Annotated in this window: 17 protein-coding genes; 1 reads left to right on the plus strand and 16 read right to left on the minus strand. The window is 54.9% G+C overall.

Features of this window, described 5'->3' with window-relative positions; genetic code table 11:
• The first annotated feature begins 60 nt into the window (after window positions 1–60).
• Complete coding sequence (locus KB235_RS14260; protein WP_034809007.1) at window positions 61–378, plus strand: hypothetical protein; 318 nt, start codon at window positions 61–63, stop codon at window positions 376–378.
• A gap of 35 nt (window positions 379–413) precedes the next feature.
• Here KB235_RS14260 and clpB read toward each other — a convergent pair whose 3' ends face one another.
• The 16 genes from clpB to purM form a co-directional block, all read right to left on the minus strand.
• Window positions 414–3005 (minus strand): ATP-dependent chaperone ClpB, encoded by a 2592-nt coding sequence (clpB, locus tag KB235_RS14265; RefSeq protein ID WP_211779964.1) that lies wholly within the window; start codon window positions 3003–3005, stop codon window positions 414–416.
• A gap of 18 nt (window positions 3006–3023) precedes the next feature.
• Window positions 3024–3890, minus strand: coding sequence for a DnaJ C-terminal domain-containing protein (locus tag KB235_RS14270; RefSeq protein WP_211779965.1), 867 nt, complete (start codon window positions 3888–3890; stop codon window positions 3024–3026).
• Window positions 3891–4028: 138 nt separating this feature from the next.
• The gene (locus tag KB235_RS14275) at window positions 4029–5207 is read right to left on the minus strand and encodes a CamS family sex pheromone protein (RefSeq protein WP_211779966.1); all 1179 of its coding nucleotides are present in this window, start codon (window positions 5205–5207) and stop codon (window positions 4029–4031) included.
• A 139-nt stretch (window positions 5208–5346) separates the two neighbouring features.
• Window positions 5347–7260, minus strand: coding sequence for an LPXTG cell wall anchor domain-containing protein (locus KB235_RS14280; protein WP_211779967.1), 1914 nt, complete (start codon window positions 7258–7260; stop codon window positions 5347–5349).
• 260 nt (window positions 7261–7520) lie between these two features.
• Window positions 7521–9515: an NAD-dependent DNA ligase LigA gene (gene ligA / locus KB235_RS14285; RefSeq protein ID WP_211779968.1), complete on the minus strand. Its 1995-nt coding sequence runs from the start codon at window positions 9513–9515 to the stop codon at window positions 7521–7523.
• A gap of 9 nt (window positions 9516–9524) precedes the next feature.
• Window positions 9525–11741 carry a DNA helicase PcrA gene (pcrA, locus tag KB235_RS14290; RefSeq protein ID WP_034814344.1) on the minus strand — a complete coding sequence of 739 codons (2217 nt, stop codon included), beginning with the start codon at window positions 11739–11741 and terminating at the stop codon, window positions 9525–9527.
• 39 nt (window positions 11742–11780) lie between these two features.
• The gene (gene pcrB / locus KB235_RS14295) at window positions 11781–12461 is read right to left on the minus strand and encodes a heptaprenylglyceryl phosphate synthase (RefSeq protein WP_034809018.1); all 681 of its coding nucleotides are present in this window, start codon (window positions 12459–12461) and stop codon (window positions 11781–11783) included.
• Window positions 12462–12553: 92 nt separating this feature from the next.
• Window positions 12554–12793, minus strand: a complete 240-nt coding sequence (locus tag KB235_RS14300; protein WP_034814342.1) for a hypothetical protein — start codon at window positions 12791–12793, stop codon at window positions 12554–12556.
• Window positions 12794–12805: 12 nt separating this feature from the next.
• The gene (locus KB235_RS14305) at window positions 12806–14188 is read right to left on the minus strand and encodes a TrkH family potassium uptake protein (RefSeq protein ID WP_211779969.1); all 1383 of its coding nucleotides are present in this window, start codon (window positions 14186–14188) and stop codon (window positions 12806–12808) included.
• 35 nt (window positions 14189–14223) lie between these two features.
• On the minus strand, window positions 14224–14532 hold the full coding sequence (locus KB235_RS14310; protein WP_024371764.1) for a YerC/YecD family TrpR-related protein: 309 nt from the start codon (window positions 14530–14532) through the stop codon (window positions 14224–14226).
• Window positions 14533–14600: 68 nt separating this feature from the next.
• On the minus strand, window positions 14601–16343 hold the full coding sequence (locus tag KB235_RS14315; RefSeq protein ID WP_211779970.1) for an adenine deaminase C-terminal domain-containing protein: 1743 nt from the start codon (window positions 16341–16343) through the stop codon (window positions 14601–14603).
• Between the two features lie 174 nt (window positions 16344–16517).
• Window positions 16518–18794, minus strand: a complete 2277-nt coding sequence (locus KB235_RS14320; RefSeq protein WP_246514253.1) for a putative bifunctional diguanylate cyclase/phosphodiesterase — start codon at window positions 18792–18794, stop codon at window positions 16518–16520.
• Between the two features lie 99 nt (window positions 18795–18893).
• Complete coding sequence (gene purD / locus KB235_RS14325) at window positions 18894–20147, minus strand: phosphoribosylamine--glycine ligase (protein WP_034814337.1); 1254 nt, start codon at window positions 20145–20147, stop codon at window positions 18894–18896.
• Window positions 20148–20160: 13 nt separating this feature from the next.
• Window positions 20161–21681, minus strand: coding sequence for a bifunctional phosphoribosylaminoimidazolecarboxamide formyltransferase/IMP cyclohydrolase (gene purH, locus KB235_RS14330; protein WP_211779972.1), 1521 nt, complete (start codon window positions 21679–21681; stop codon window positions 20161–20163).
• A complete protein-coding gene (purN, locus tag KB235_RS14335; RefSeq protein ID WP_211779973.1) occupies window positions 21678–22256 on the minus strand; it encodes a phosphoribosylglycinamide formyltransferase in 579 nt (192 codons plus the stop codon). Before purN ends, purH begins: the two co-directional genes overlap by 4 nt.
• Window positions 22253–23287 (minus strand): phosphoribosylformylglycinamidine cyclo-ligase, encoded by a 1035-nt coding sequence (gene purM, locus KB235_RS14340; RefSeq protein ID WP_211779974.1) that lies wholly within the window; start codon window positions 23285–23287, stop codon window positions 22253–22255. The genes purN and purM overlap by 4 nt, the downstream gene beginning before the upstream one ends.
• Window positions 23288–23295 lie beyond the last annotated feature (8 nt).

A 23295-nucleotide genomic window follows, 5' to 3' on the forward strand; every position in this document is an offset into this window, starting at 1 on the left:
ATCGTATGATAAATGTAAATATATTGAATTTGCATTTACCTCGATAAAGGTGGAAATCACATGTTCGTGTATGTCCCGATTGACGGCTTGTTTTACATCGGCCTCGCACTCATCGCCTTGATTAGCTATCCGGTCGGCCATTTGATCATGCGATTTGGAAAGACCGTGAACGGCGGATTTTACTCGCTCGTCGCGGTCAGTCTCGGTTTGTTCTTTTGGCTTGTGATTTGGTTTGACGAGGCCGCGCGACAGCGTGATATGGGGACAATCCCGGTCGTCTTCAATTTTGCGTTCGCCGTCCTGTTGTATGTAACGTTTCTCGCACTCAGTTATTTCGTCCTACGCGCCGTCCATCGACGCACACGAGTCAATCACTAAAAAAGGAGCGCCGGCATCTGCTGGCGCTCTTTTCCTTAATAGGTCACGGTTGTCGGACGGAGTGTCAACTCTCCGTTCTCGACATCAATCATCACGGTCTGGCCATCCTCGACGTCACCGGCGAGGATGCTGCGGGCAAGCTTTGTCTCAATCGTCCGCTGCACATAGCGGTTAATTGGACGGGCCCCGAACTGCGGTTCATACGCCTCATCCGCGATGAACGCTTTCGCCGCGTCGGTGATTTCGATGTGAATCGAGCGGGCCGTCAAACGGCTTCCCATCCGGGCGACCGCCTTCTCGACGATTTGGCCGATTTGGTCGCGTGTGAGCGGATGGAACAGAATCGTCTCATCGACACGGTTCAAGAACTCCGGTCGGAAGTGACGACGGAGTCGCTCGATGACTTGACGTTCCTCCGCCTCATCGATGACGCCGTCTTTCGCCGCCTCGAGCAAGATGTCGGCCCCAATATTCGACGTCATGATGACAATCGTGTTCTTGAAATCGACGACTCGTCCGTGCGAGTCGGTCAAGCGACCGTCATCGAGCAACTGGAGCAAGATGTTGAACACGTCGGCGTGCGCTTTCTCGACTTCGTCAAGTAGTAACACCGAGTACGGATTGCGGCGTACTGCTTCTGTCAACTGACCGCCTTCCTCGTAGCCGATATAGCCCGGAGGCGCGCCGACGAGACGGGATACGGCGTGCTTCTCCATATATTCGCTCATGTCGAGTCGGACGATATGATCTTCGGAATCGAACATCGCCTCGGCGAGCGCTTTCCCGAGTTCGGTCTTCCCGACCCCGGTCGGCCCAAGGAAGAGGAACGACCCAATCGGACGGTTCGGGTCTTTGATGCCGGCCCGGGCCCGGATGACGGCGTCGCTGACGAGGCGAATCGCGTCGTCTTGGCCGAAGACGCGTTGATGGAGCACCGTCTCGAGGTTGAGTAACTTGTCGCGTTCTCCCTCGGTCAGTTTCGTCACTGGGATGCCCGTCCATTTCGAGACGACTTCCGCAATCTCTTCTTCCGTCACTTCTTCCCGGACGAGTTCACGCGTCACCGATCCTGCAAGACGTTCGGCTTCTTCGAGTTCACGCTCGAGTTCCGGGATGCGTCCGTATTTGAGTTCCGACGCTCGGTTCAAGTCGTAGCGACTTTCGGCCTCTTGCAGTTCGAGCTTCACTTTCTCGAGGTCGCCACGGATGTGTTGCACGCGGTGGGTCGATTCTTTCTCGTTCTCCCAACGTAGACGGAGCGCGTCCGCTTGTTCGCGTGACGAGGCGAGTTCTTGTTGAAGCGCTTCGAGCCGTTTCTTCGACGCGTCATCGCTCTCTTTTTTAAGCGCCGCTTCTTCAATCTCGAGCTGCATGACGCGACGGACGAGTTCATCGAGTTCGGCCGGCATCGATTCCATCTCGGTCCGAATCATCGCGCTCGACTCATCGACGAGGTCAATCGCTTTGTCTGGCATGAAACGGTCGGTAATGTAGCGATTCGACAAGACGGCCGCCGCGACGAGCGCGTTGTCATGAATGCGGACACCGTGGTGAATCTCGAACCGTTCTTTCAAGCCGCGTAAGATCGAGACCGTGTCTTCGACATCCGGTTCGTCGACGAGCACTTGTTGGAAGCGTCGCTCGAGTGCTGGATCTTTCTCGATATATTGACGATACTCATCGAGCGTCGTCGCCCCGATACAATGGAGTTCACCACGAGCGAGCATCGGCTTGAGCATATTCCCGGCGTCCATCGCTCCTTCGGATTTACCGGCTCCGACGATCGTGTGCAATTCGTCGATGAAAAGGATGATTTTCCCTTCCGCTTCTTTCACTTCGTTCAAGACGGCTTGCAAACGTTCTTCGAACTCCCCGCGATATTTGGCGCCAGCGACGAGCGAACTCATGTCGAGACTGAAAATCGTCTTGTCTTTCAAGCTTTCCGGGACGTCACCACGGACAATCCGTTGGGCTAGCCCTTCGACGATCGCCGTCTTCCCGACTCCCGGTTCTCCAATTAAGACGGGATTGTTCTTCGTCTTCCGGCTCAAGATACGGATGACGCGGCGAATCTCACTGTCTCGCCCGATGACGGGGTCGATTTTCCCAGTCTTCACTTCTTGAATCAAATCGCGTCCGTATTTCGTCAACACGTCATACGTCGCTTCCGGAGACTTCGAGGTGATACGTCGATTGCCACGAATCGCAGTGAGCGCCTCGCGTAACTTCTCCTCGGTCACGCCTTTACGTTCGAGCATGCTTTGCGCTTGGCTTTTATTCAACAGGATACCGAGCAACACGTGTTCGACGGAGACGTATTCGTCATTCATACTGGTCGCCTCACGCTCGGCCGTCGTCAAGACGTTCAAGAGAGAAGCTGAAATCATCGGTGTCGTCGGCGTTTGCAACTTCGGTGCATTTTTGAGCGCCATCGCCACTTCCGCTTCGATGTCCGCGACGTTCAACTCCATCTTTTGTAGCAAAAGTGGAATGATGCCGTCCGCCTGCGAAATCATCGATGCGAGGACGTGCCATTCGTTCATCTCACTATGATGATACTGTTTCGCGAGTGCTTGCGAACTGACGATGCTTTCATGCGCTTTATCGGTAAATCGATTGAAATCCATCCCGTTTCCTCCTTATGTTCAGCGTTCAAGTTGTTCATAAACAGATCGGTGGGCGGCGTCGAGTGGCAAGTCGACCTCGAGCTGGACGAACAAGTCAGACCGGACTTTCGAGGTCGTCATAAAGCCACGTCCTGGAATCCGCATCCGTTGCCCTGGACGCGAACCCGGTTTCACTTTCAATTTCACGCGGCCCCCGTCGAGCGTCGCGACGATGACTTCCGTCCCATCCAGAAACGCGAGCGGGCGCAGTCGTTTGACGGTGATCACGTTCGCCCCTTCCCGGTGATACGTCTCGTCGTCTGTAAAATGAAGTTCGACATAGACGTCGCCACGGTCCCCGGATTGTCCGACTTTACTGCCCTTCCCTTTTAGGCGCAGCTTTTGTCCTTCATAGGCGCCTTGGGGAATTTTCACGTTCACAGTCCCAGACTGGAGACGCAAACTCACTTTCGCCTCTTTGGTCAATTGACTGAGCGGTACGTTGACGCGTACCGTCTCATCCAAGTCTTCCTCGACGGCTTGATTGAAGAAACTGCCGAACATGTCCTCGAACCCGAACGTCCGGGACGTCGTCCGTGAGCCGCCCCCGAATTGACGGAACAAATCCTCAAACTGGGCCGAGCCCTCCCCATATCCGTCTCCGCTATACGTCCCGCCACCGAATGTCGGTCCTTCCGCACTTCCGTAGCGGTCATAATTTGCTTTTTTCTCTGGGTCGCTCAATACGTCAAACGCTTCTTGAATCGCCTTGAACTTGTCTTGTGCGCCCGGGTCTTTATTCACGTCCGGATGGTATTGTTTGGCCAACTTTCGATATGCTCGTTTAATGTCCTGCTCGGATGCCTGCCTCGACACGCCGAGGACGTCATAATAGTTTTTTGCCATTTCGTTTCACCTCACCTATCCCTTTCCCGATTCTGTTAAGTCTATTCTATCTAATTGGTCAAACAAGGTCAAAGATTACCCTCACTAATGTGTACGAAAAAAAGAAGGACTCCGTTTCAAAACGAAGCCCATTCTTAATTAGAAGTATACTTTCGGATTGGCCATGCCTTCTTCGAAGACGATCGTCACTTCCGGGTTGCCCCCGAGTGAGGTCACGTTAATTCGAATCGGGACACTGCGGTTGTATTCCCAACGGTTCTCGAGCAAGCCGACGATATGTTGTGTGAAGCCAACCAGTTCGGCGCGGCTATAGAACTGAATCGGGATATCGATCTCTAGCCGTGACAAATCACCGTTCTGATAGAACCCTTTGCCGATCATGCCGCTAAAGTCAGGAAAGACGTCCGCGATTCGGTCACTGAACAACGTGAACTTTTGAGAGTCGTCGCGCACTTCGTTCGTCGCCTCACGTGACGGGAAGTAGTAATAACGCTCATCGATTGCTTTCCAATCACCTGAGGCGATTTGATCCGACTTGCCGACGAAAGCCGACTTGATGTAGTTTCCGGGTGTCGGCGAGCCTTGCGAAGCCTTCATATATAACGCCACGTTAATATCGAGATCTTTGAAATCTTCCCGTTCCCGCAGTTGCGTCACGAGTTCATTCGCCATCCGCTCGCCTTCCGCGATGACTTTACTCTCGTCCAACCGTTCGGTATACGTCGGCCCGAAGTTAGGCGCTTGGAAGACATACTCCCGGTTCAAGATGAGCGCGAACGAGACACCTCCGAGCGCATAGCCGTTATCGGACTGCTGCATATAGTTCTGTTCGACGAGCGAGGCGAGATAGAGCGGCGATTCTTTGTTCGCGTCGACAAAATCAGCCTCCGAGACTTCCGCCGTCCCGTTCTGGTAGGCAGGGTTGAGTGGGACGAAGGCGCCATCTTCCTGCTCTTTGCTCTTACGACCGAGAAGCTGTAACACATCGGTGTTCGTCAAGAGCTGACCTTCTTGATACGCGAACTGGTCCGGATTGAACGCTCCAGTCGAATGACGCATCAAGCCAAGTTCGACTTCTTCAAGCTCGAGCGAGGAACTAACTTGACGCTGTGCGAGTCCACGGGCGGCGGCCGGTTTGAACGGAATCACCATCTGATAATACGAATCACGCGCCTCGATGGCAGGCGTGACCCCTTCTGACACCGTCTCATTTCCTGTCGGCGTCGCTTCTTCTTCCCCCAGCGGGATCTTCATTGAACATCCACTGAGTAGCAAACTGGCGGCCACTGCGGGAATGACGAGTTGTTTCCATTTCATCTATCGTTAACTCCTTTTACAAGTCGATTCCTCATACACTTTTTCTATTATAGCAAAATCGACCGCTGAAAAAAGTGTCGAAGCGGAATCAGTCCACTAGACAAAAAATCCTCCGGCGTTTGAGCCGGAGGAAGACGCGTTATGCTTTATTCGACGGGCGCCGTCGATGTGTCAACACGAACAGCCCGAGGATGAGGAACACGAGACCGAGCGCCGTCACCCATGTACTCGTCGAACCTGTCATCGGAAGCGTGCCCTGTGTCGGTGTTGTCGGTGTTGTCGGATCTTTGACGTACGCGCTGTCATCTTCCCGTTCAGGAATGGCTTGTTTGACATGCACCGTCGCCTCGGCCGAGCGAGAGACGCGATTGCCGCTCACTTCGAATGTGAAGGTTACCCGATTCGTCAACGTCTCGCCAGCTCGTACGTCATAAGATGGCAATAAGACTTTCTCCATCTCCAAGACGATTTCTTCACCGGGTATGAGGCCGTTCTCGACTTCCGCCAGGGCACGCATGCCGTCGCGTAACGTCTCGGTCGTCTCACGCTGTTCTGCAACGGTCAACGCCCCGCTCGTCCATTCTTCCATCACGTCGACGAAATGGAGTGTGACGTTCGACGTGTTTGTGATTGTATACGTGTAAATGATCGTGTCACCCGGGTGCACCGTTTTAGGAGTCGCCTCTTTTGTCACAGTGAAGTCGATCCGGTTCAACAAGACGATTTGTTGGCTCTCGGCATCAATCACGCGACCGTATTCGTCAGTCGCGGCCACTCGGAAGATATTCCCGATTTCAGGATAGGTCGCCGCGTCGTAATCGTCCGGCACGTCAAGGTTGACTGTCGTTTCAACCCGTTCGCCCGGAGCGAGCCCGTCCTCTCCAATCAACCCGTCGAGTCTCGTCTGCAACGTCTCATTGAATGCGCGGACGGCTTCGGTGCTGATGCCACCGTCAAAGAATTCATCTTCAATCGAAGTGATCGTGAGCGAGGTCTCCCCAGTGTTCTCGATGACGAACGTGTACGGGATCATCCCGCCGACGACGGCTTGATCGATATTCGCTTCTTTTCCGACCTCAAGTCCAGTCATTTGGTTTGGCACGACGGTCACCGTCACGTCTGCACAGTCGTTCGGGATGTCTTGGCTTTCGACACCGATACAAAACGTGTTCGTCACATCCGTCTCCATCTCAACGTCTGGGGCGAACGTGTCAAACTGAATCGTCGTCGTCCCGACCGGTATGACCGGGAACGTCCAATAGAAGGCGGGCGGGCCGCTGACGACGGTCGGGACGGGCATCTCCACACCTTCCGGACCAATCACTTCAACCGAATCCGTGACGACCGTCAACGCTTCCGGTACCGTGTCCGACACCGAGAAGTTTTCAATCGGTGCCCCTGTCACGTTGATGACGAGTCGATACGTCAACAAGTCGCCTGCGAGCACTTCCGTGATTTCGCCGACCGCCCCGAGTGCGAGCTTATCGATCGTGACAGAAGGGGTGACAGAGGTCGCCGCTATTTCTTCTGTCATCACCTCGACGTCCACGACCGGTTCTTCGACACCTGCTTCTTCCACGCTCGATTCCTCTGCGACGGTTGCTTCTACAACCGATTCTTCAGGAAGCGCTTCTTCCACGACTTCTTCAACAATCAATTCCGCCGACTCTGTTTCTTCGACAGGTGGCGTTTCCGTTAACACTTCTTCCACGACCGGTTCAATCGCCGCTCCCTCTGTAATCGTGAAGGCCGTGAACGAGTACGGCACGCGACCTTCATCGTACAGCGTGACCGTGTCAATCAAGGACCCGTCGACGCTCGGCGCATCAATCATGAAGCGCCATGTGTCCATAGTTTCCCGAACCCCGTAATACGTCACGTCTTCATAGACGAGACTCGATTCGAATAAGCTGTCTGCTTCCTCGGTCGTCAAGTCGACCTGTACATAAACCGTACTCGAAGTCTCGGCGTAAAGAACGTTCGGTGTAAGTAAGCTAATCAATAAGGCAATCAAAGCGATCCATGCAGTCCATTGACGGGTGGCGTGCGTCATGATGTGTCCCTCCTCTAAGCTGAATGCCAGTCGACATGTCTGTCCGATGACCGCCTCGGCACGGAGGGAGAAAAGAGGATGTGTGTGCGCGAGTCGTGCTGTCAAAGGGTCCTCTAATTCAGGAAGATTTTGCAAATTGTAAGGATACTATTCATTACCCTTCCGGCGTTTTCGTAAATCCGTCGAAACCTTGATTTTTTCGAACGTTAGGTCAATGAAAAAAAGTCACCATCTGAAAATCGTTCAGATGGTGACTCGTTTCAATTCTGTTCGGATAAGAACGAAAGGAGCGCCGCTTCGTCCCACACTTCGATGCCGAGTGACTCCGCTTTCGTCAATTTCGAACCGGCCTTCTCACCGGCGACGAGCAAATCCGTGTTCTTGCTGACGCTTCCGGTGACGCTCGCGCCGAGCAGTTCAAGCTTCTTCCCGGCTTCGCCACGCGTCATCTCATGCAGTTTGCCGGTCAAGACGACCGTCTTCCCTGCAAGCGGCGCGTCCGTGTCGACGGGGCGCTTCGTCCCTTTGAACGTCAAATTGACACCTGCTTCAGCGAGTTCCTGCACGAGATCTTGGGCTTCCGGCTTCTCGAAATAGAAGGTGATCGATTCGGCCATCTTCGTACCGATGCCGTCAATCGCCGTCAACGCTTCTACAGAAGCCGTCATGATTTGATCCATCGTCTCGAATCGTTCGGCGATGAGCGTCGCCGCCTTTTGGCCGACGAGACGGATACCGAGCGCGAACAATACCCGTTCGAGCGAGTTCTGTTTCGATTGCTCGATCGCCGCGAGCAAGTTCGTCACCGACGTCTCACCCATCCGGTCGAGCGCAAGGAGCGCCTCGCGGTCAAGACGATACAAGTCGGCGACATTATGGACGAGATCGGCCTCATGCAGTTGGGTGATGACTTTCTCACCGAGTCCATCGATATTCATCGCCGGACGTGAGACGAAATGAATCAACCCTTCTAATAGCTGAGCCGGACACTCCGGATTGAGACAACGATGATCGGCCTCGCCTTCTAATCGGACGAGCTCCGAGTCACACGCCGGACAATGTGTCGGGAAGACGATTTCCTGTTCGTTCCCGGTCCGTTCACTAACGAGCGCGGAGACGACGGCCGGGATGACGTCCCCGGCTTTCTTGATGACGACACGATCGCCGATGTGGAGGTCCTTCTCTTTGATAAAGTCTTCATTGTGAAGCGTCGCGTACGTCACGGTCGAACCGGCCACGGAGACCGGTGCGAACCGCGCCCGTGGCGTGACTTTCCCGGTCCGGCCGACGCTGAAGTCGACGTCTTCAATCGTCGTCACGACTTCCTCGGCCGGGAACTTATAGGCAACCGCCCAGCGAGGGCTCTTCGCTGTGAAGCCGAGCTGCTCTTGTTCTTCATACGCCGCGACTTTGATGACGATGCCGTCAATCTCGTACGGCAATTCGGACCGCTTCGTGACATACGTCTCAATATAATCCCATAACTCATCAGCCGTATGGCACGTCGTATACGCTTGGCTGACGGCGATTCCGAGACGTTCTAAATACGCGAGTGCTTCGTCGTGAGAGGCGACGAGATCGTCCGGCGAGACGAGCCCATAGGCGAAGAACGCCAAGTTCCGTGACGCTGCGATTTTCGAATCGAGCTGTCGAAGCGAACCGGCCGCCGCGTTGCGTGGGTTGGCGAATAACGGTTCTCCGAGACGTTCCCGTTCATTGTTCAAATGTTCGAACGAGCGCTTCGGCATATACGCCTCACCGCGCACCTCGAACGTGACGTCCTCGTTCAGCCGAAGCGGAATCGAACGAATCGTCTTCAAGTTTTGCGTGATGTCCTCCCCGGTCGTGCCGTCACCGCGCGTCGCGCCGCGGACGAGCCGTCCGTCCTCATATTTAAGTGACACGGCAAGCCCATCAAACTTCAGTTCGGCGACAAACAGCGGACTATACCCAAGGTCTTTCTCGATGCGTTCGACCCATTCGACGAGCTCTTCTTTCGAGAAGACGTTCCCGAGCGATAGCATCGGTGTGTCGTGCGTCACTTTGACGAACGCGTCAAGCGGGGCGCCGCCGACCCGTTGCGTCGGTGAGTCGGGACTCCGGAGTTCCGGATAATCCGTCTCAATTTCGATGAGCTCGTTCATGAGACGGTCGTATTCCGCATCCGGGACACTCGGTCGATCGAGCACATAATATTCATAGCCGTACTGATTTAACTTCTGTCGTAACGCTTCAACACGTTCTGCCATCTCCATATAATCACCTCACGCTTTTTCGATTGGGGCAAACTTGGCGAGTAGGCGTTTGATGCCGACGGCCGGGAAGGCGATATCGAGTTCGAGCTGATCGCCTTCGCCACGCGTCTGAACGACCGTGCCTTGTCCCCACTTCTTATGATTCGCTTTATCTCCGACGTTCCAACCGATTGACTCGGCGCCAGACGACTGGGCGAGCTTCGGTTTCGGTTTTGAGCTGAAGCCGTTCACGGGAAGTTTCCCTGGCGACTCGACCGGATTCCATGGCATCGGCTTCTTCGCTTTACCTGAACGTTCTAATAACGTCTCCGGCAACTCATGTAAGAAGCGCGACTCCGGGTTGTTTTGAAAGCGGCCATACAACATGCGGGACTGGGCTCGCGTCAAATAGAGACGCTTCTCGGCCCGCGTGATGCCGACGTAGGCGAGACGGCGCTCTTCTTCCATCTCCTCGGGATCGTTCAACGCACGGCTATGCGGGAACAACCCTTCTTCCATTCCGATTAAGAAGACGACCGGAAACTCGAGTCCTTTCGCCGAGTGGAGCGTCATGAGGGTGACTTGATGCAACTCGTCGACTTCTTCGAGTGAATCGAGGTCGGAGACGAGCGTCAAATCGGTGAGGAAGGCGACGAGCGTCTGTTCATCACTTTCCTTTTCGAAGTTTTGGGCGACGGAGAGAAATTCCTGCAAGTTCTCGAGCCGGCTCTCCGCTTCGAGCGTCTTCTCGATTTTGAGCATCTCTTCGTAGCCTGACTTCTTCAACACTTCTTCAATCAACTCGGAGATCGACAAGTAGTCGGCCATTTGACGAAGGTCGACCATGAGTTTGCGGAATTCGGCGAGTTTCGTCGCTGTGCGCGGGGCGATGCCCGACAGTTCGATGTCCCGAATCGCTTCCATGAGGGATACGCCTTGCATCGCGGCGAAGTCGCCGAGCTTGTCGACCGTCGCGGCGCCGATGCCCCGCTTCGGTTCGTTGACGACACGGACGAACGAGATGTCCTCATCCGGGTTGGCGATTAAGCGCAAATACGCCAAGATGTCTTTGATTTCTTTTCGTTCATAGAACTTCGTCCCACCGACCATCTTGTACGGGATGTTCGACTTGAGAAGCATCTCCTCGAGACCACGTGACTGGGCGTTCGTCCGGTAAAGGACGGCCATCTCGCCGTAATCGATTCCTTCTTGGCGAAGCTCTTTCATCTGATTGATGATGAAGAACGCTTCATCACGGTCGTCTGAAGCGACATGAAGGAGGAGTTTCTCCCCTTCCGCGTTTTCCGTCCACAATTTTTTATCTTTACGGCTCGAGTTGTTTTGGATGACCCCATTCGCCGCCTCTAGAATGCGTTTCGTCGAGCGATAGTTCTGTTCGAGCAAGATGACGTGCGCGCTCGGATAGTCCTTCTCAAACGTCAAGATGTTGGCGATGTCGGCGCCGCGCCAGCGATAAATCGACTGGTCTGAGTCCCCGACGACACACAAGTTCTCATGCGCCTCGGCGAGCAGTTTAACGAGCGTATATTGGGCCCGGTTCGTATCTTGATATTCGTCGACATGGATGTATCGAAATTTCTTCTGATAGAACGCGAGCACGTCCGGCGCTTCTTGGAACAACTGGATCGCCTTCATAATCAAGTCGTCAAAGTCGAGCACGTTGTTTTGCTTCAACTTCTTCTCATAGGCCGTATAAACGTCCGAGATGACTTTTTCGTACGGGTTGTTGCCGACGAGTGCGGCCGCCTCTTGTGGCGTGCGGAGCTCGTTCTTATGGTTCGAGATCATACCGAGGAGCGTCCGTGGCTCGTATTTTTTTGGGTCAAGGTTCAACTCTTTGAGCACTTGCTTGATCGCCGTCAATTGATCGGACGAGTCAAGAATCGAGAAGTTCCGGTCATAACGGATGCGATCGATGTCCCGGCGTAAAATTCGGACGCACATCGAGTGGAACGTCGAAATCCAAATATCGTCCGCGACACCGCCGACGAGACGGGCGATTCGGTCTTTCATCTCACGGGCCGCTTTGTTCGTAAACGTGATGGCGAGAATGTTCCACGGCGCAATCTGTTTCGACGCCATCAAATAGGCGACGCGATGCGTCAAGACGCGTGTTTTCCCAGACCCCGCCCCGGCCATGATGAGCAGCGGGCCGTCCGTATATTTGACTGCCTCTGCTTGTGGAGGGTTCATGCCTTTGACCAATTCTTCACTCAAGTTATACATAATCGTTTCCTTTCTTCATTCCAAACGTTTGTTCTTATTTTATCGGAGTGCTGCTACGGTCGCAAGCGCTCCGTCGAGATTCTCATAAATGACATTACCGACGACAATCGTATCTACGTAAGAGGCCATCAAGCGCGCCGTCTCGGCCCCGTCGATGCCACCCCCGTAAAACAAGTGCGTGTCCGGCAAAGCGAGACGAACTTCTTTGACGACGTCCGGCGAGCCGAACGTGCCGCTATATTCGAGATAGAGGGACGGCAGTCGGAACACGTATCGACCGGTCTCGGCGTAGGCGACGACTTGCTCGAGCGACAGGCTCGTCTTGGCTTCCGTCACGACGGCGACTTTCGCCTCGGGGTTTAAGACGATATACCCTTGACCGGTCACGCACGTCGCATCGAACCAATGTCCGTATGATTCAAACGCCCGCGCCTGGTGTCCGATCACCCAATCGACACTCCCGGCGTTCAACACGGTCGGGATGAAGTAGTGCTGAAAGCCGCGCACCGTCTGGTCGGGATGGCTCATTTCGAGCGCGAGTGGGACGCCGCACCCGGCTAACCGTTCATAGAGCCGGTACGTGTTCTCTGCGTCCACCCCGTCCGTCCCGCCGATGAGGAAGGCATCGGTCCCTGAGTGGATGAGCGCCTCGAGCGACGCGTCGTCGATGGATTTGTTCGGGTCTAACTTAAAGACATGACGCCACTTCGTAAATTCCATTCGGCTCCCTCCATTCGATACCTTCTCTAGTGTAGCGATTTTTAGACTCGGTTGCATCTGTTGACGAAAAAAAGACTTGCCGCAGCAAGTCTTCAGACGTGTCGTGATTCGGCGGTGCGGCGTTCGCGTGCGGTCATCCATCTTGCGACGACGAGCGCAAACACCCCATACACCGGGACGAACCAGAGCGGATTCCCTAAAAAGAATCCGAGGACTGGAATGTCGAGCAAAGGTGAATCAGGGGAACAGAGCGCCGTCCCGTTCACGATGGCGATAAACGGCAAGACCGGGACGACGAACACGTAACCGAAGTTGATCCAAAATGCCTTCATGACCTTGTCTCCTTAACCTAAGATAATCGATTCTTTCGGATAATTGTACATCCGTTTCGGCTGACGGCGTTGCAAAATCAAGATGAAGGCGATGACCCCAATCCGGCCGATGAACATGAGAATCGTGAGCACCCATTTCCCGACGTTACTGAACTCCGAGGACAGCCCGACCGAAAGTCCGGTCGTCCCGAACGCCGAGCACGCCTCGAACAAGATCCGGGTGAGCGAGGCGTCCTCAAAGAACGCGAGCACCATGACACCCGTCAGCAAGACGGCGAGCGAGACGGTGATGATGACGAACGCTTTCCAAATATCTTCGAGCACTATTTCGCGTCCGAAAATTTTAATCGACGAGTCCCCACGGATGAACGCGATGACCCCGAGCACGGCGACGGCGAACGTCGTCGTCCGAATCCCCCCACCGACCGAAGACGGCGAGGCCCCGATGAACATGAGAATCGATAAGAGCAACATACTGCCTTCCGAGAACAAGTTGACGTCGACCGTCGATAGTCCCCCGTTTCGCGTCGTCACGGACTGGAATAACGAGTCCGACAGCGCGAGCCAGAGCGGCAACTCTTTGAAGGCGTTGTTGTACTCGAACAAGAACAATCCGACCGTCCCGATTGCAATCAAGATGAAGAACGTCGAGACCGTCAACTTCGTGAACAGTGAGAAACGGCGCGGGAAGTTCTCACGCTTGCGCATGATGCGGCTCGTCAAATACGTCCGAATCTCGACGAGCACCGGGAACCCGATGGCACCGCCGGTCATGAGCGCGATTTGTATGAAGATGACGAACGGGTCTTCCCGGAACGGGGCAAGCGAGCTACCGGTAATATCGAATCCGGCGTTCGTCGTCGCACTTACGGCCCCGAACAAGCCTTGAAGGAATGCCTCGCCGGCCGTGTCAAAGTAGTTTAAGTAGTGAACACCGAGTAGCACCGCACCGATTGCCTCGATCGCGATTACCGTGATGACGATTTCGGTGATGTACTTGATGATACCAGACATCGACGTCTGGTTTTGGTCACGCAAAATGAGTTGGCGCTCACGGAAACCGATACGCTTCCCGAGCAAAATCCACATGATGACATGAAGACTAATCAATCCGACCCCGCTCACTTGAACGATGAAGAGGATGATGAATAGTCCGAACGTCGAGAACGTGTCCGCGACGACAATCGGCGTGAGTCCGGTGACACTGACACAACTGACCGCGAAAAAGACGAGGTCGGTGAACGTGATCGTGACACCAGGCTTGTGCGCGATTGGCAGAGCGAGCAGGATGATCGACAAAATCGCGGCCGCGCTGTAAATCAAGACGAGCGTCTGGACCGGTGTCAGTTTTCGAAAGAACAGCTGTAAATTAAGTTTCATAAATTTGTCTTGCATCATGCCCCTCCTCTCCATCAAAAACAAGATGACTCTTACGAGTCACCTTTGTCTGATTGGTTTAGGCGTTCAAGGGCAAGGTCATAGCCACCAGACCCGTAGTTCAAGCAACGCTTGACACGAGAAATCGTAGCCGTCGAAGCACCTGTCGCTTCTTCGATTTTATGATATGTGCTACCTTCACGAATTTGGCGAGCCACTTCTAACCGTTGGGCCAGCGCCTGGACTTCGTTGACGGTCGCTAAATCTTCAAACAATTGATAACAGTCTTCGAGCGTGTCGAGCTTCAAGATCGCCTCAAACAGCTGATCAAGTTCACGCCCTCTTAATTTATCGAGTTGCATCCGCAAGCATCCTCTCTCCATCGTACTTCTTTATCATTTTAAAGCACGACTGCCTCGGACTCAACTGTTCATCGCAAAATCGCTGGAAATAGTATTTGTTTTTTCATGACTTCGTAAATGCCGAGCGGCGTCGCCCGCACATACGGCAAATGTGTCGAGGCGAGGAACAAGAGCGTGTAAATCGGGTCTTCGAAATGATACCCACGTGTCACGAGCTCCTCCCGAAGCTGTTTCTCCTGCTCAATCAACCGCTCAATCGGCTCCGTCGAGGTCATGCCGCAGAGCGGGAGCGGGATTTCTGCGATGATTTCCCCACGGTCGACGAGGACGATGCCGCCGCCGAGTTCTTTCATCCGCGCGAACGCCGTCAACATGTCTTGTTTGCATTTCCCAAGAATCAAGTAATCGCCACTGATCGAGTACGAGCTGACGAGACCGCCGAAATCGTTGGCGAATCCTTTCAGTACCGTGTTGAGCCGCCACTTGCCTTCTTTGTCGAGCAACATGAGAAACGACTCGTCCCCTTCGCGCGGCAGTTCGTCTTGCCCGGTATCGTGCGTGATCTTAAACAGTTTCATGATGACCGAGTTGACCATATCGAGGCCGACGGGCATGCTGAACGACAAATCTTGCAGGGTAAGCTCAATCTCGACGTCTGTCGCCGGCATGAGCGCAAGCACCGCCTCGACGAGCTCGTCCGGGAACAGGGAGACGCCGTCCCGCACAATCCATTGTCCTTTTGCGATGACGCTCGTCGGACGCGGTTCGTCCACGGCGTCGAGAATATTTAAATGGGCAACCCGCCCCGGGGCGATCGATCCGAGGACGTGATCGAGGTCGAAGTGACGGGCCACGTTCAACGAGACGATGCGATACGCCTCGATCGGGTCGAGTCCCGCCTCCATCATGATCTTCACGAGTTGGTCCTGCATGCCCGCCTCATAAAAGCCCGGTGTCGAACCGTCCGTCGTCACCATCAAATGGTCGAACGCCGTCAACCCAGCCTTGAGTAAACCGTCCATCATCTCCGGGAGGTCCGGACGAATCGACGAGTGTCGTAACGTCGTCGTATAACCGTGCTCGAGCCGACAGAGCGCTTCTTCGGCCGTCATCGCCTCATGGTCGCTGTGGACACCCATCAGCGCCATTTTCGTGAGCGTCTTCGCCGATGCACCAGGGAAATGTCCTTCGACCGGTAGCCCGCAAGACTCTGCGTCAAGCATCCACTGTAACATCTCGTCGTCACCCTTCAGTGTGCGCGGCCATGCCGTCAACTCGCCGGCCATGATGACATCCGGATGGTTGAACCAGTCATGGATACGTTCCGTGTCGACGAGGACACTATCCCGGTCAAGCTCCGTTTGCGTGTCGAGACGGGCCCACCAATACGTGCTCGTCGGCAACTGTTGCATCGCATCCAATTGTGCAAACGCTTGCTCCTTGTTTTGTAAAAAAAGAAGCATGTTGTCATTCACGAGCGTGGTCGTCCCCCGCTCGCCTGCATACTTCGACAGCGTCGCCGGGTTATACAGTTGGAATGGGTGAGCGTGTGGCTCCATGTAGCCTGGGACGATAAACTTCCCGGAAACATCGACTGTCTCGACCGCTGCTTTCGGCAAGTCCGGCCCGACATAAACGATTCGGTCGTTTTCAATCCAGATGTTGGCTTCCTTCCATTGTTTCACATACACGTTCAAATATGTCGCATTCGTCAAGACGAGCGAAGGCGGTCGCACTTGGTCCACGACTTCGAGCTGTGAGCGAATCATCGTTTTTGACCACGGTGCCCGCGCCGATCGTTTGGTTGGCATCGAACCCAGTCCTCCCTTAATCGCTTGCTTTTATTATCAGACGATAATTTTGTAAGCGTTTTCTTTAACCTGATTCAAGTTTACCTTTTCTCATAATCCGTCGCAAGTTATGTTCACCATTGTAACGAAATTCACATAAAGTTTACACAAATAAAGACGCCTCCGAGGAGGCGCCTATAGCATGACCACTTTCTTCAAATAGTTCTCCAATTGCGAGAGCGGTACCGGTTTGCTGTAATGATACCCTTGAATCAACGAACTGCTATGCTCGAGCACGAACGCGAGCTGTTCCGGGCGCTCGACGCCTTCTGTGACGATATCGAGACCGAGCGTATGGAAAGTCTGATACAACCCTTCTAACAGCGCCCGGTCGAACGTGTTTTCCGGAATCCCTTTGACGAAGTTTTGATCGATTTTAATCAAGTCGAGTTGAAGCGACTGTAGAAACGAGAGCGAGGACGTCCCAACACCGAAGTCGTCGAGGGAAATTTTTACCCCGATCGCCTTCAACGAGCTGATAAACTGTTGCAGCTCATACAGATTGCCGCCGACCTCACTTTCCGTGATTTCCACGTGCAGATTACTCGGATTGAACGTTTGATCGTGTAAAATGCGCTCGAGCTCTCCTAAAAACGAGCCATCCGCGATTTGACGTTTCGAGACGTTAATCGATAAGAACAGTTCGTGACGTGTCACGTGCTCACGCATCTCCCGGACAGCCTGACGGAGCACCCAACGTCCGATATCCGAGATGAGGCCGAGCTGTTCGGCGATTGGTATGAACAATCCGGGTGAGACTTGCCCTTTCACCGGATGATTCCAGCGGATGAGCGCCTCGACGCCGCGCACGGCGAACGGATGAGGCGAGACGATCGGTTGATAATACAGTTCGAACTCGTCTTCTTCGAGCGCACGGCGCAAATCACGTTCCATCTCGAGCGTCTGCAAGTAGTGGCTACCGTCTTCAATCTCTTGGAACGAGAGCACCCGATTTTTCCCGGACAGCTTCGCCTCGTGCAAGACGACGTCGAGACGTCCCATCAAAATCTCATACGTGTGATGCGGATGATGGGAGGCGAAGACGTCGAGTCCGATCGTCGTCGTCAGCCCGGTCACCCCGTTCACGTCGGCCCAGTCCGCCAAATCTTTCATGAGCCGTCTCGCGACCGGACGTAACTCCTCGAGTGTCCAGTTCGGATGAAGGAACATGAATTCATCTGCCCCGATTCGGGCAACGAACCCTTCTTCTTTATAGAAGTTCAACCGCGAGGCGACATAAATCAAAGCCGCATCCCCGGTCCGGTGCCCGAACTGGTCATTGATGCGTCGAAAATCATCGAGATCGAGCCCAATCACACCGATGTGACGGTACGTCTTTCGCACGGCGGCGAAATAATCCTCGACCGCGAGTCGGTTCGGCAGTTGCGTGAGCGCATCGCGATACGCCTTATCGAGCACTTCCGCTCGCGTATCTTCGAGCGCGGCGAGCACTTCGTTCATACTCGCGGCCATCTGTTCAATCTCGTCCCGGCTCCCCGCATCGATACTGAGACGCAGGCGACTGTCGCGTTCGACCGTGATTTGTTTCAACTCGCCCCCAATTTCCATCAAACGGCGAATGACGACACGGTGGAACGTCCATAACAACGACAAGAACAGGCCGGTTCCGAGGAAGACGAGCGCGACCATCCCGAGCCGAAGCATCGACACCGTGTTCGCGTAGTGTGTCGGTTCGACGACGAACGTGATGCCGTAGTCGGTCTTGTCATACACCGTATCGAGCGGGATGACAACATGTGTCAGCCCGTCCCGCGACGTGATCATCGTATCGGTCGCTTCGGTCAGACCTACGGCGAGCGGTAACTTCGTCTGGGCACTCAAATCGGCGACGAAATGACTGCTGACGAACTCGAGCATGACGAGCGTCCCTTCGACCGGACCGCTACGGTCACTTTGGAGAATCGGATGGGTCGCATAAAACACGGGCCCGTATTCGCTCTCATAAATCGTACTGCGCGTGTTGGCGTCAGCTCGAACACGTGAAGCGATATCGGTCAAAAACGCCTGTTGCTCCGGCTCAGTCAGCGACAAGCCCTGCTTTTGGAACGTGGCGTAATGCACATCCCCGTCCCGATTTAAAAACAGCATCGCATTGACGTTCAAATTGTCGAGCGACGCCTCGCTGATGTTGCTGTCGACGAACGCCTCGTTCTTTCCTTGGACGAACGCATACGCGTCGTTCCATGCCGCCCAATCGACGAGCGTCCGCTCGAGGCTACTCTTTCGATTCGCGAGTGTCTCGGTCACGCTCGCGATCTGACTGTCGACCGCGAGCCGGTCCCGCTCCATGCTCTGTTCGATGAAATAAGGCCGGACTACAAAGAAGATGACGCCGACAAAAATGAGGATATTCAACGCCACCGCAATCATCAGTTTTGTCCGAATGCGCATGCCGACCACCTTCTTCCTTCAATCTACATCATTATTGTAGAACACGAAGTTGGCATTTCCTTCTTTTCGCATGAAAAAAAGGATGGGTTGACCCATCCTTTAAAAAATCTGTATAAGTGCTCGGTGCGCGATGTCCGATCGGTAAAACGTCTCCGGCAGTTCGAGCGTCTCAAGCGCGGCATATGCCGTTCGTCTTGCCTCTTGTAACGTCGGTTTCGTCGAGGTGAGGACGAACAACCGCCCGCCGTTTCCAACAATCTCGCCATCTTGTTTCGTCGTACCGGCATGGAAGACGAGGACGTCTCCAGATAACCGCTCAAACCCGGATAACACTTGACCCGACACCGCTGTCGACGGATAGCCTTCCGCCGCCACGACGACACCAATCGTGTAAGCATCAAGCCACTCGATGGCGTACGTTTTCTTGGCGACGACGGCCTCGATGACGTCTAGGAGCGGTGAAACGAGGTTCGGGATGATGACTTCCGTCTCCGGGTCCCCGAAACGCGCGTTGAACTCAATCACTTTCGGCCCGTCAGCCGTCAAGATGAGCCCAGCGTACAGGAAGCCTTCGAACGGCGTCCCGCGTTCAACCATCGTCTTCGCGAGCGGATGGAGTACACGTTCGACCGCCTCATCATAAACGCTTCCGGCAAGGTGAGGCATCGGGCTATACGCACCCATCCCGCCCGTGTTCGGTCCTTCATCGTTGTCATAGGCACGTTTATGGTCTTGCGACGTGATCATCGGGATGACGTGGTCACCAGAGACGAACGCCATGAGCGAGAACTCTTCACCTTCCAAAAACTCTTCGATGACGACACGCGACTGTGCACCGAACTTGTCGGTCGTGAAGATGTCCGTAATGGCTTCTCTTGCTTCTTCAAGCGAGAAGGCGACCGTCACGCCTTTCCCGGCGGCGAGCCCGTCCGCCTTGACGACAAGCGGGGCGCCCATCGTCTCGATGTAACGGAGAGCCGAGGCTGCGTCCGTGAACGTCTCGTAGGCCGCTGTCGGAATGTCCGCCTGGCGCATCACTTCCTTCGCGAACGCCTTGCTCCCTTCAAGCAGGGCGGCGGCTTTCGTCGGGCCAAAAATCGGCAAGCCCTCTTTTTGGAACACGTCGACGACGCCTGCCATGAGCGCCGACTCCGGCCCGACAATCGTCCAACCGATTTGTTCTGCCTTGGCGAACGAGACGAGCGCCGTGACGTCCGTCTCTTCGATTGGCACGCACGTCATGCCGCCCATGTTGAGATTGCCCGGGGCGACGAAGACGTCATGCCCGTCCTGCTTCAATTTCCAGGCGAGGGCGTGTTCCCGCCCGCCGCGTCCAATGACGAGTACGTTCATCATATCGCTCCTCTCAGTGTTTGAAGTGTCGGACTGATGTGAACACCATCGTGATGCCATGACGGTTCGCCGCCTTGATCGACTCTTCATCTCGAATCGAACCGCCTGGCTGGATGATGGCCGTAATGCCGGCCGCTGCCGCTGCTTCGACCGTGTCGCCCATCGGGAAGAACGCATCGCTACCGAGTGCCGCACCGATGGCTCGTTCACCGGCTTGTTCGAAGGCGATTTTCGCCGCCCCGACCCGGTTCATCTGTCCAGCACCAATCCCGATTGTCGTCTCGTCTTTGGCGACGACGATCGCGTTTGATTTCACGTGTTTAACGACGCGCCAAGCGAGCTTTAAGTCTTCCCACTCAGAAGCCGTCGGGCGTCGGTCCGTCACGATTTGGCACGAGGCGTCGTCGAGCGTCATGTCATCCCCGTCTTGGACGAGCAAGCCACCGGCGACCGCGGTCAACCGTGTCCCCGTCATCTGCCCCATGTCGAGCGTCAACAGACGGAGATTCTTCTTCTCTTTCAATCGGTCAAGTGCTGCCTCGCTAAAGGATGGCGCGATGACGATCTCGAGGAAGATGTCCCGAAGAGCTTCTGCCGTCTCAAGGTCGACTTCCCGGTTCAACGCGACGATTCCCCCGAAGATTGAGACCGGGTCGGCCGCATGGGCACGTGTGAACGCTTGGTGAATCGTCTCGCCGACCGCGACACCGCACGGGTTCATATGTTTGACGACGACTGCTGCCGGCTCTGTCAACTCGGTGAGCGCCTCGAGTGCCGCGTTCGTGTCTTGGATGTTGTTGTATGAGAGTTCTTTTCCGTGGAGCTGTACTGCGTTCGCGAGCGTCATCCCGTCATAGAGCGGTGTCTTGTAAAATGCCGCCTGTTGATGTGGGTTCTCCCCGTAACGGAGGTCTTGCACTTTCTCATACGTGACCGTCAACTGTTCTGGGAACGTCTCGCCGATTTGTCGTCCTAAATAGTCGGCGATTAACGCGTCGTACGCCGCTGTATGGCGGAACGCTTTCGCCGCAAGGCGTTGGCGCGTCTCAAACGACGTCCCGCCGTTCGTGACTTCCTCGGCTACGACCGTGTAGTCGGACGGATCAACGACGACCGTCACGCTCGCATGGTTTTTCGCCGCAGAACGGAGCATGCTCGGTCCGCCGATATCGATATTTTCAATCGCTTCTTCATACGTCGCGTTTTCTTTTGCAATCGTCTGTTTGAACGGATACAAGTTGACGACAACATAATCGATTGGCTCGATGTCGTGGTCTCTCATCTGTTCGACGTGCGAGTCCAAATCACGACGTCCGAGCAAACCGCCATGGACGAGTGGATGGAGCGTCTTCACGCGACCGTCGAGCATCTCGGGGAACGAGGTCACGTCCGAGATGTTTTTCACCGGTAACCCTGCCGCGACGAGTGCTGCTTCCGTCCCGCCGGTTGAAATCAGTTCGATGCCCACCTGATGGAACGCACGCGCAAGCTCGACGATGCCTGTTTTATCTGACACACTTAATAATGCTCTCACTTGAAAACCTCCTGTTGATTGAACACTTCATGTAATACGTACGGATAGAGCGCATGCTCTGCCGCTTGAATCCGCCGGGTCGCTTCCTGACGATCACAGCCCGTGATGTCCACTTCACGTTGCGCGATGATCGGCCCTGTGTCCATCCCCGCATCGACGTAATGGATCGTGACGCCGCTGACGTCGACGCTTGCATCAAGCGCTTGCCCGATCGCGTCTTTTCCCGGGAATGCCGGGAGGAGCGACGGATGGATATTGATAATGTGACTCGGATACGCCTCGAGCAAGACGTCTCCAATCAAACGCATATAACCGGCCAAGACGATGTAGTCGACACGGAGCGCCTGGAGCAACACAAGAATCTCTTCTTCGAAATCTCGCTTCGACACATACGCTTTCGGTGTGAACGAAAAGCTCGGGATGTGATATGCATCGGCTCGCTCGAGCACTTTCGCTCCCGGCTTATCTGTTACGAGTAAAACACACTCGCCTGACAAATCACCCTGCTCAATTGACTGCCAAATCGTCTCCGCATTGCTTCCGGAACCAGAAGCGAAGATGGCGAACCGCTTCACTGATCGACACCCGTAATGCGGACGCCCGGTTTTGCATCCACTTTTCCGATGCGGTGCGCCGTCTCGCCAGCCCGTTCGAGAGCGGCTTCAACGACATCCACATCTTCGGGGCGGACCGTGATCATGAAGCCGATGCCCATATTGAAGACGTTAAACATCTCTTGCTTAGAGACGTGTCCGACTTGTTCGAGCCAGTCAAACACCGGCAGGCTCGGCCAGCTTGAGGCGTTAAATGTGACGCCGAGTCCTTCCGGAAGCATCCGAGGTACGTTCTCATAGAAGCCACCACCCGTAATATGGGCCATGCCTTGAACGCGCCCTGTCGCGATGGCCGCTTTTGCCGCCTCTGCATAAATTCGCGTCGGCAATAACAGGGCGTTGCCGAGCGTCGTATCAAGCATCGCGATTTCGTCCGTGTAGGCGAGTCCTTGCGACTCCACGATATGACGGACGAGCGAGAATCCGTTCGAATGAACGCCTGACGAAGCGAGTCCAAGAATGATATCCCCTGCTTCAATCGTCTGTCCGTCGATGAGCGCTTCCTTCTCGACGACTCCGACGGCGAACCCGGCGATGTCATATTCGCCGTCCGGATACATCCCTGGCATCTCAGCCGTCTCCCCGCCGACGAGGGCACAGCCAGCTTGGACGCAGCCTTCGGCTACTCCGGCGACGATCCGCTCGAGTTTCGCCGGTTCGGCTTTCCCGGTCGCGATGTAGTCTAAGAAATAGAGGGGTTCGGCCCCGTGGACGAGGCAGTCGTTGACGCACATCGCCACACAGTCAATCCCAATCGTGTCATGTTGATCGAGCGCGAACGCGAGTTTAAGCTTCGTCCCGACCCCGTCCGTCCCGCTCACGAGAATCGGATGCTTCATCTGCATCGAGCCGAGGTCAATCATAGCGCCGAAACTGCCAAGTCCCGTCATGACCTCCGGACGCATCGTCCGTGCGACGTGACGCTTCATGCGTGATACGGCCTCATAGCCTGCCTCTAAATTCACACCCGCTTGTTCATATCTTAAACTCATCGTCAGTC

Source organism: Exiguobacterium alkaliphilum (assembly GCF_018138125.1).
GTDB lineage: Bacteria > Bacillota > Bacilli > Exiguobacteriales > Exiguobacteriaceae > Exiguobacterium > Exiguobacterium alkaliphilum.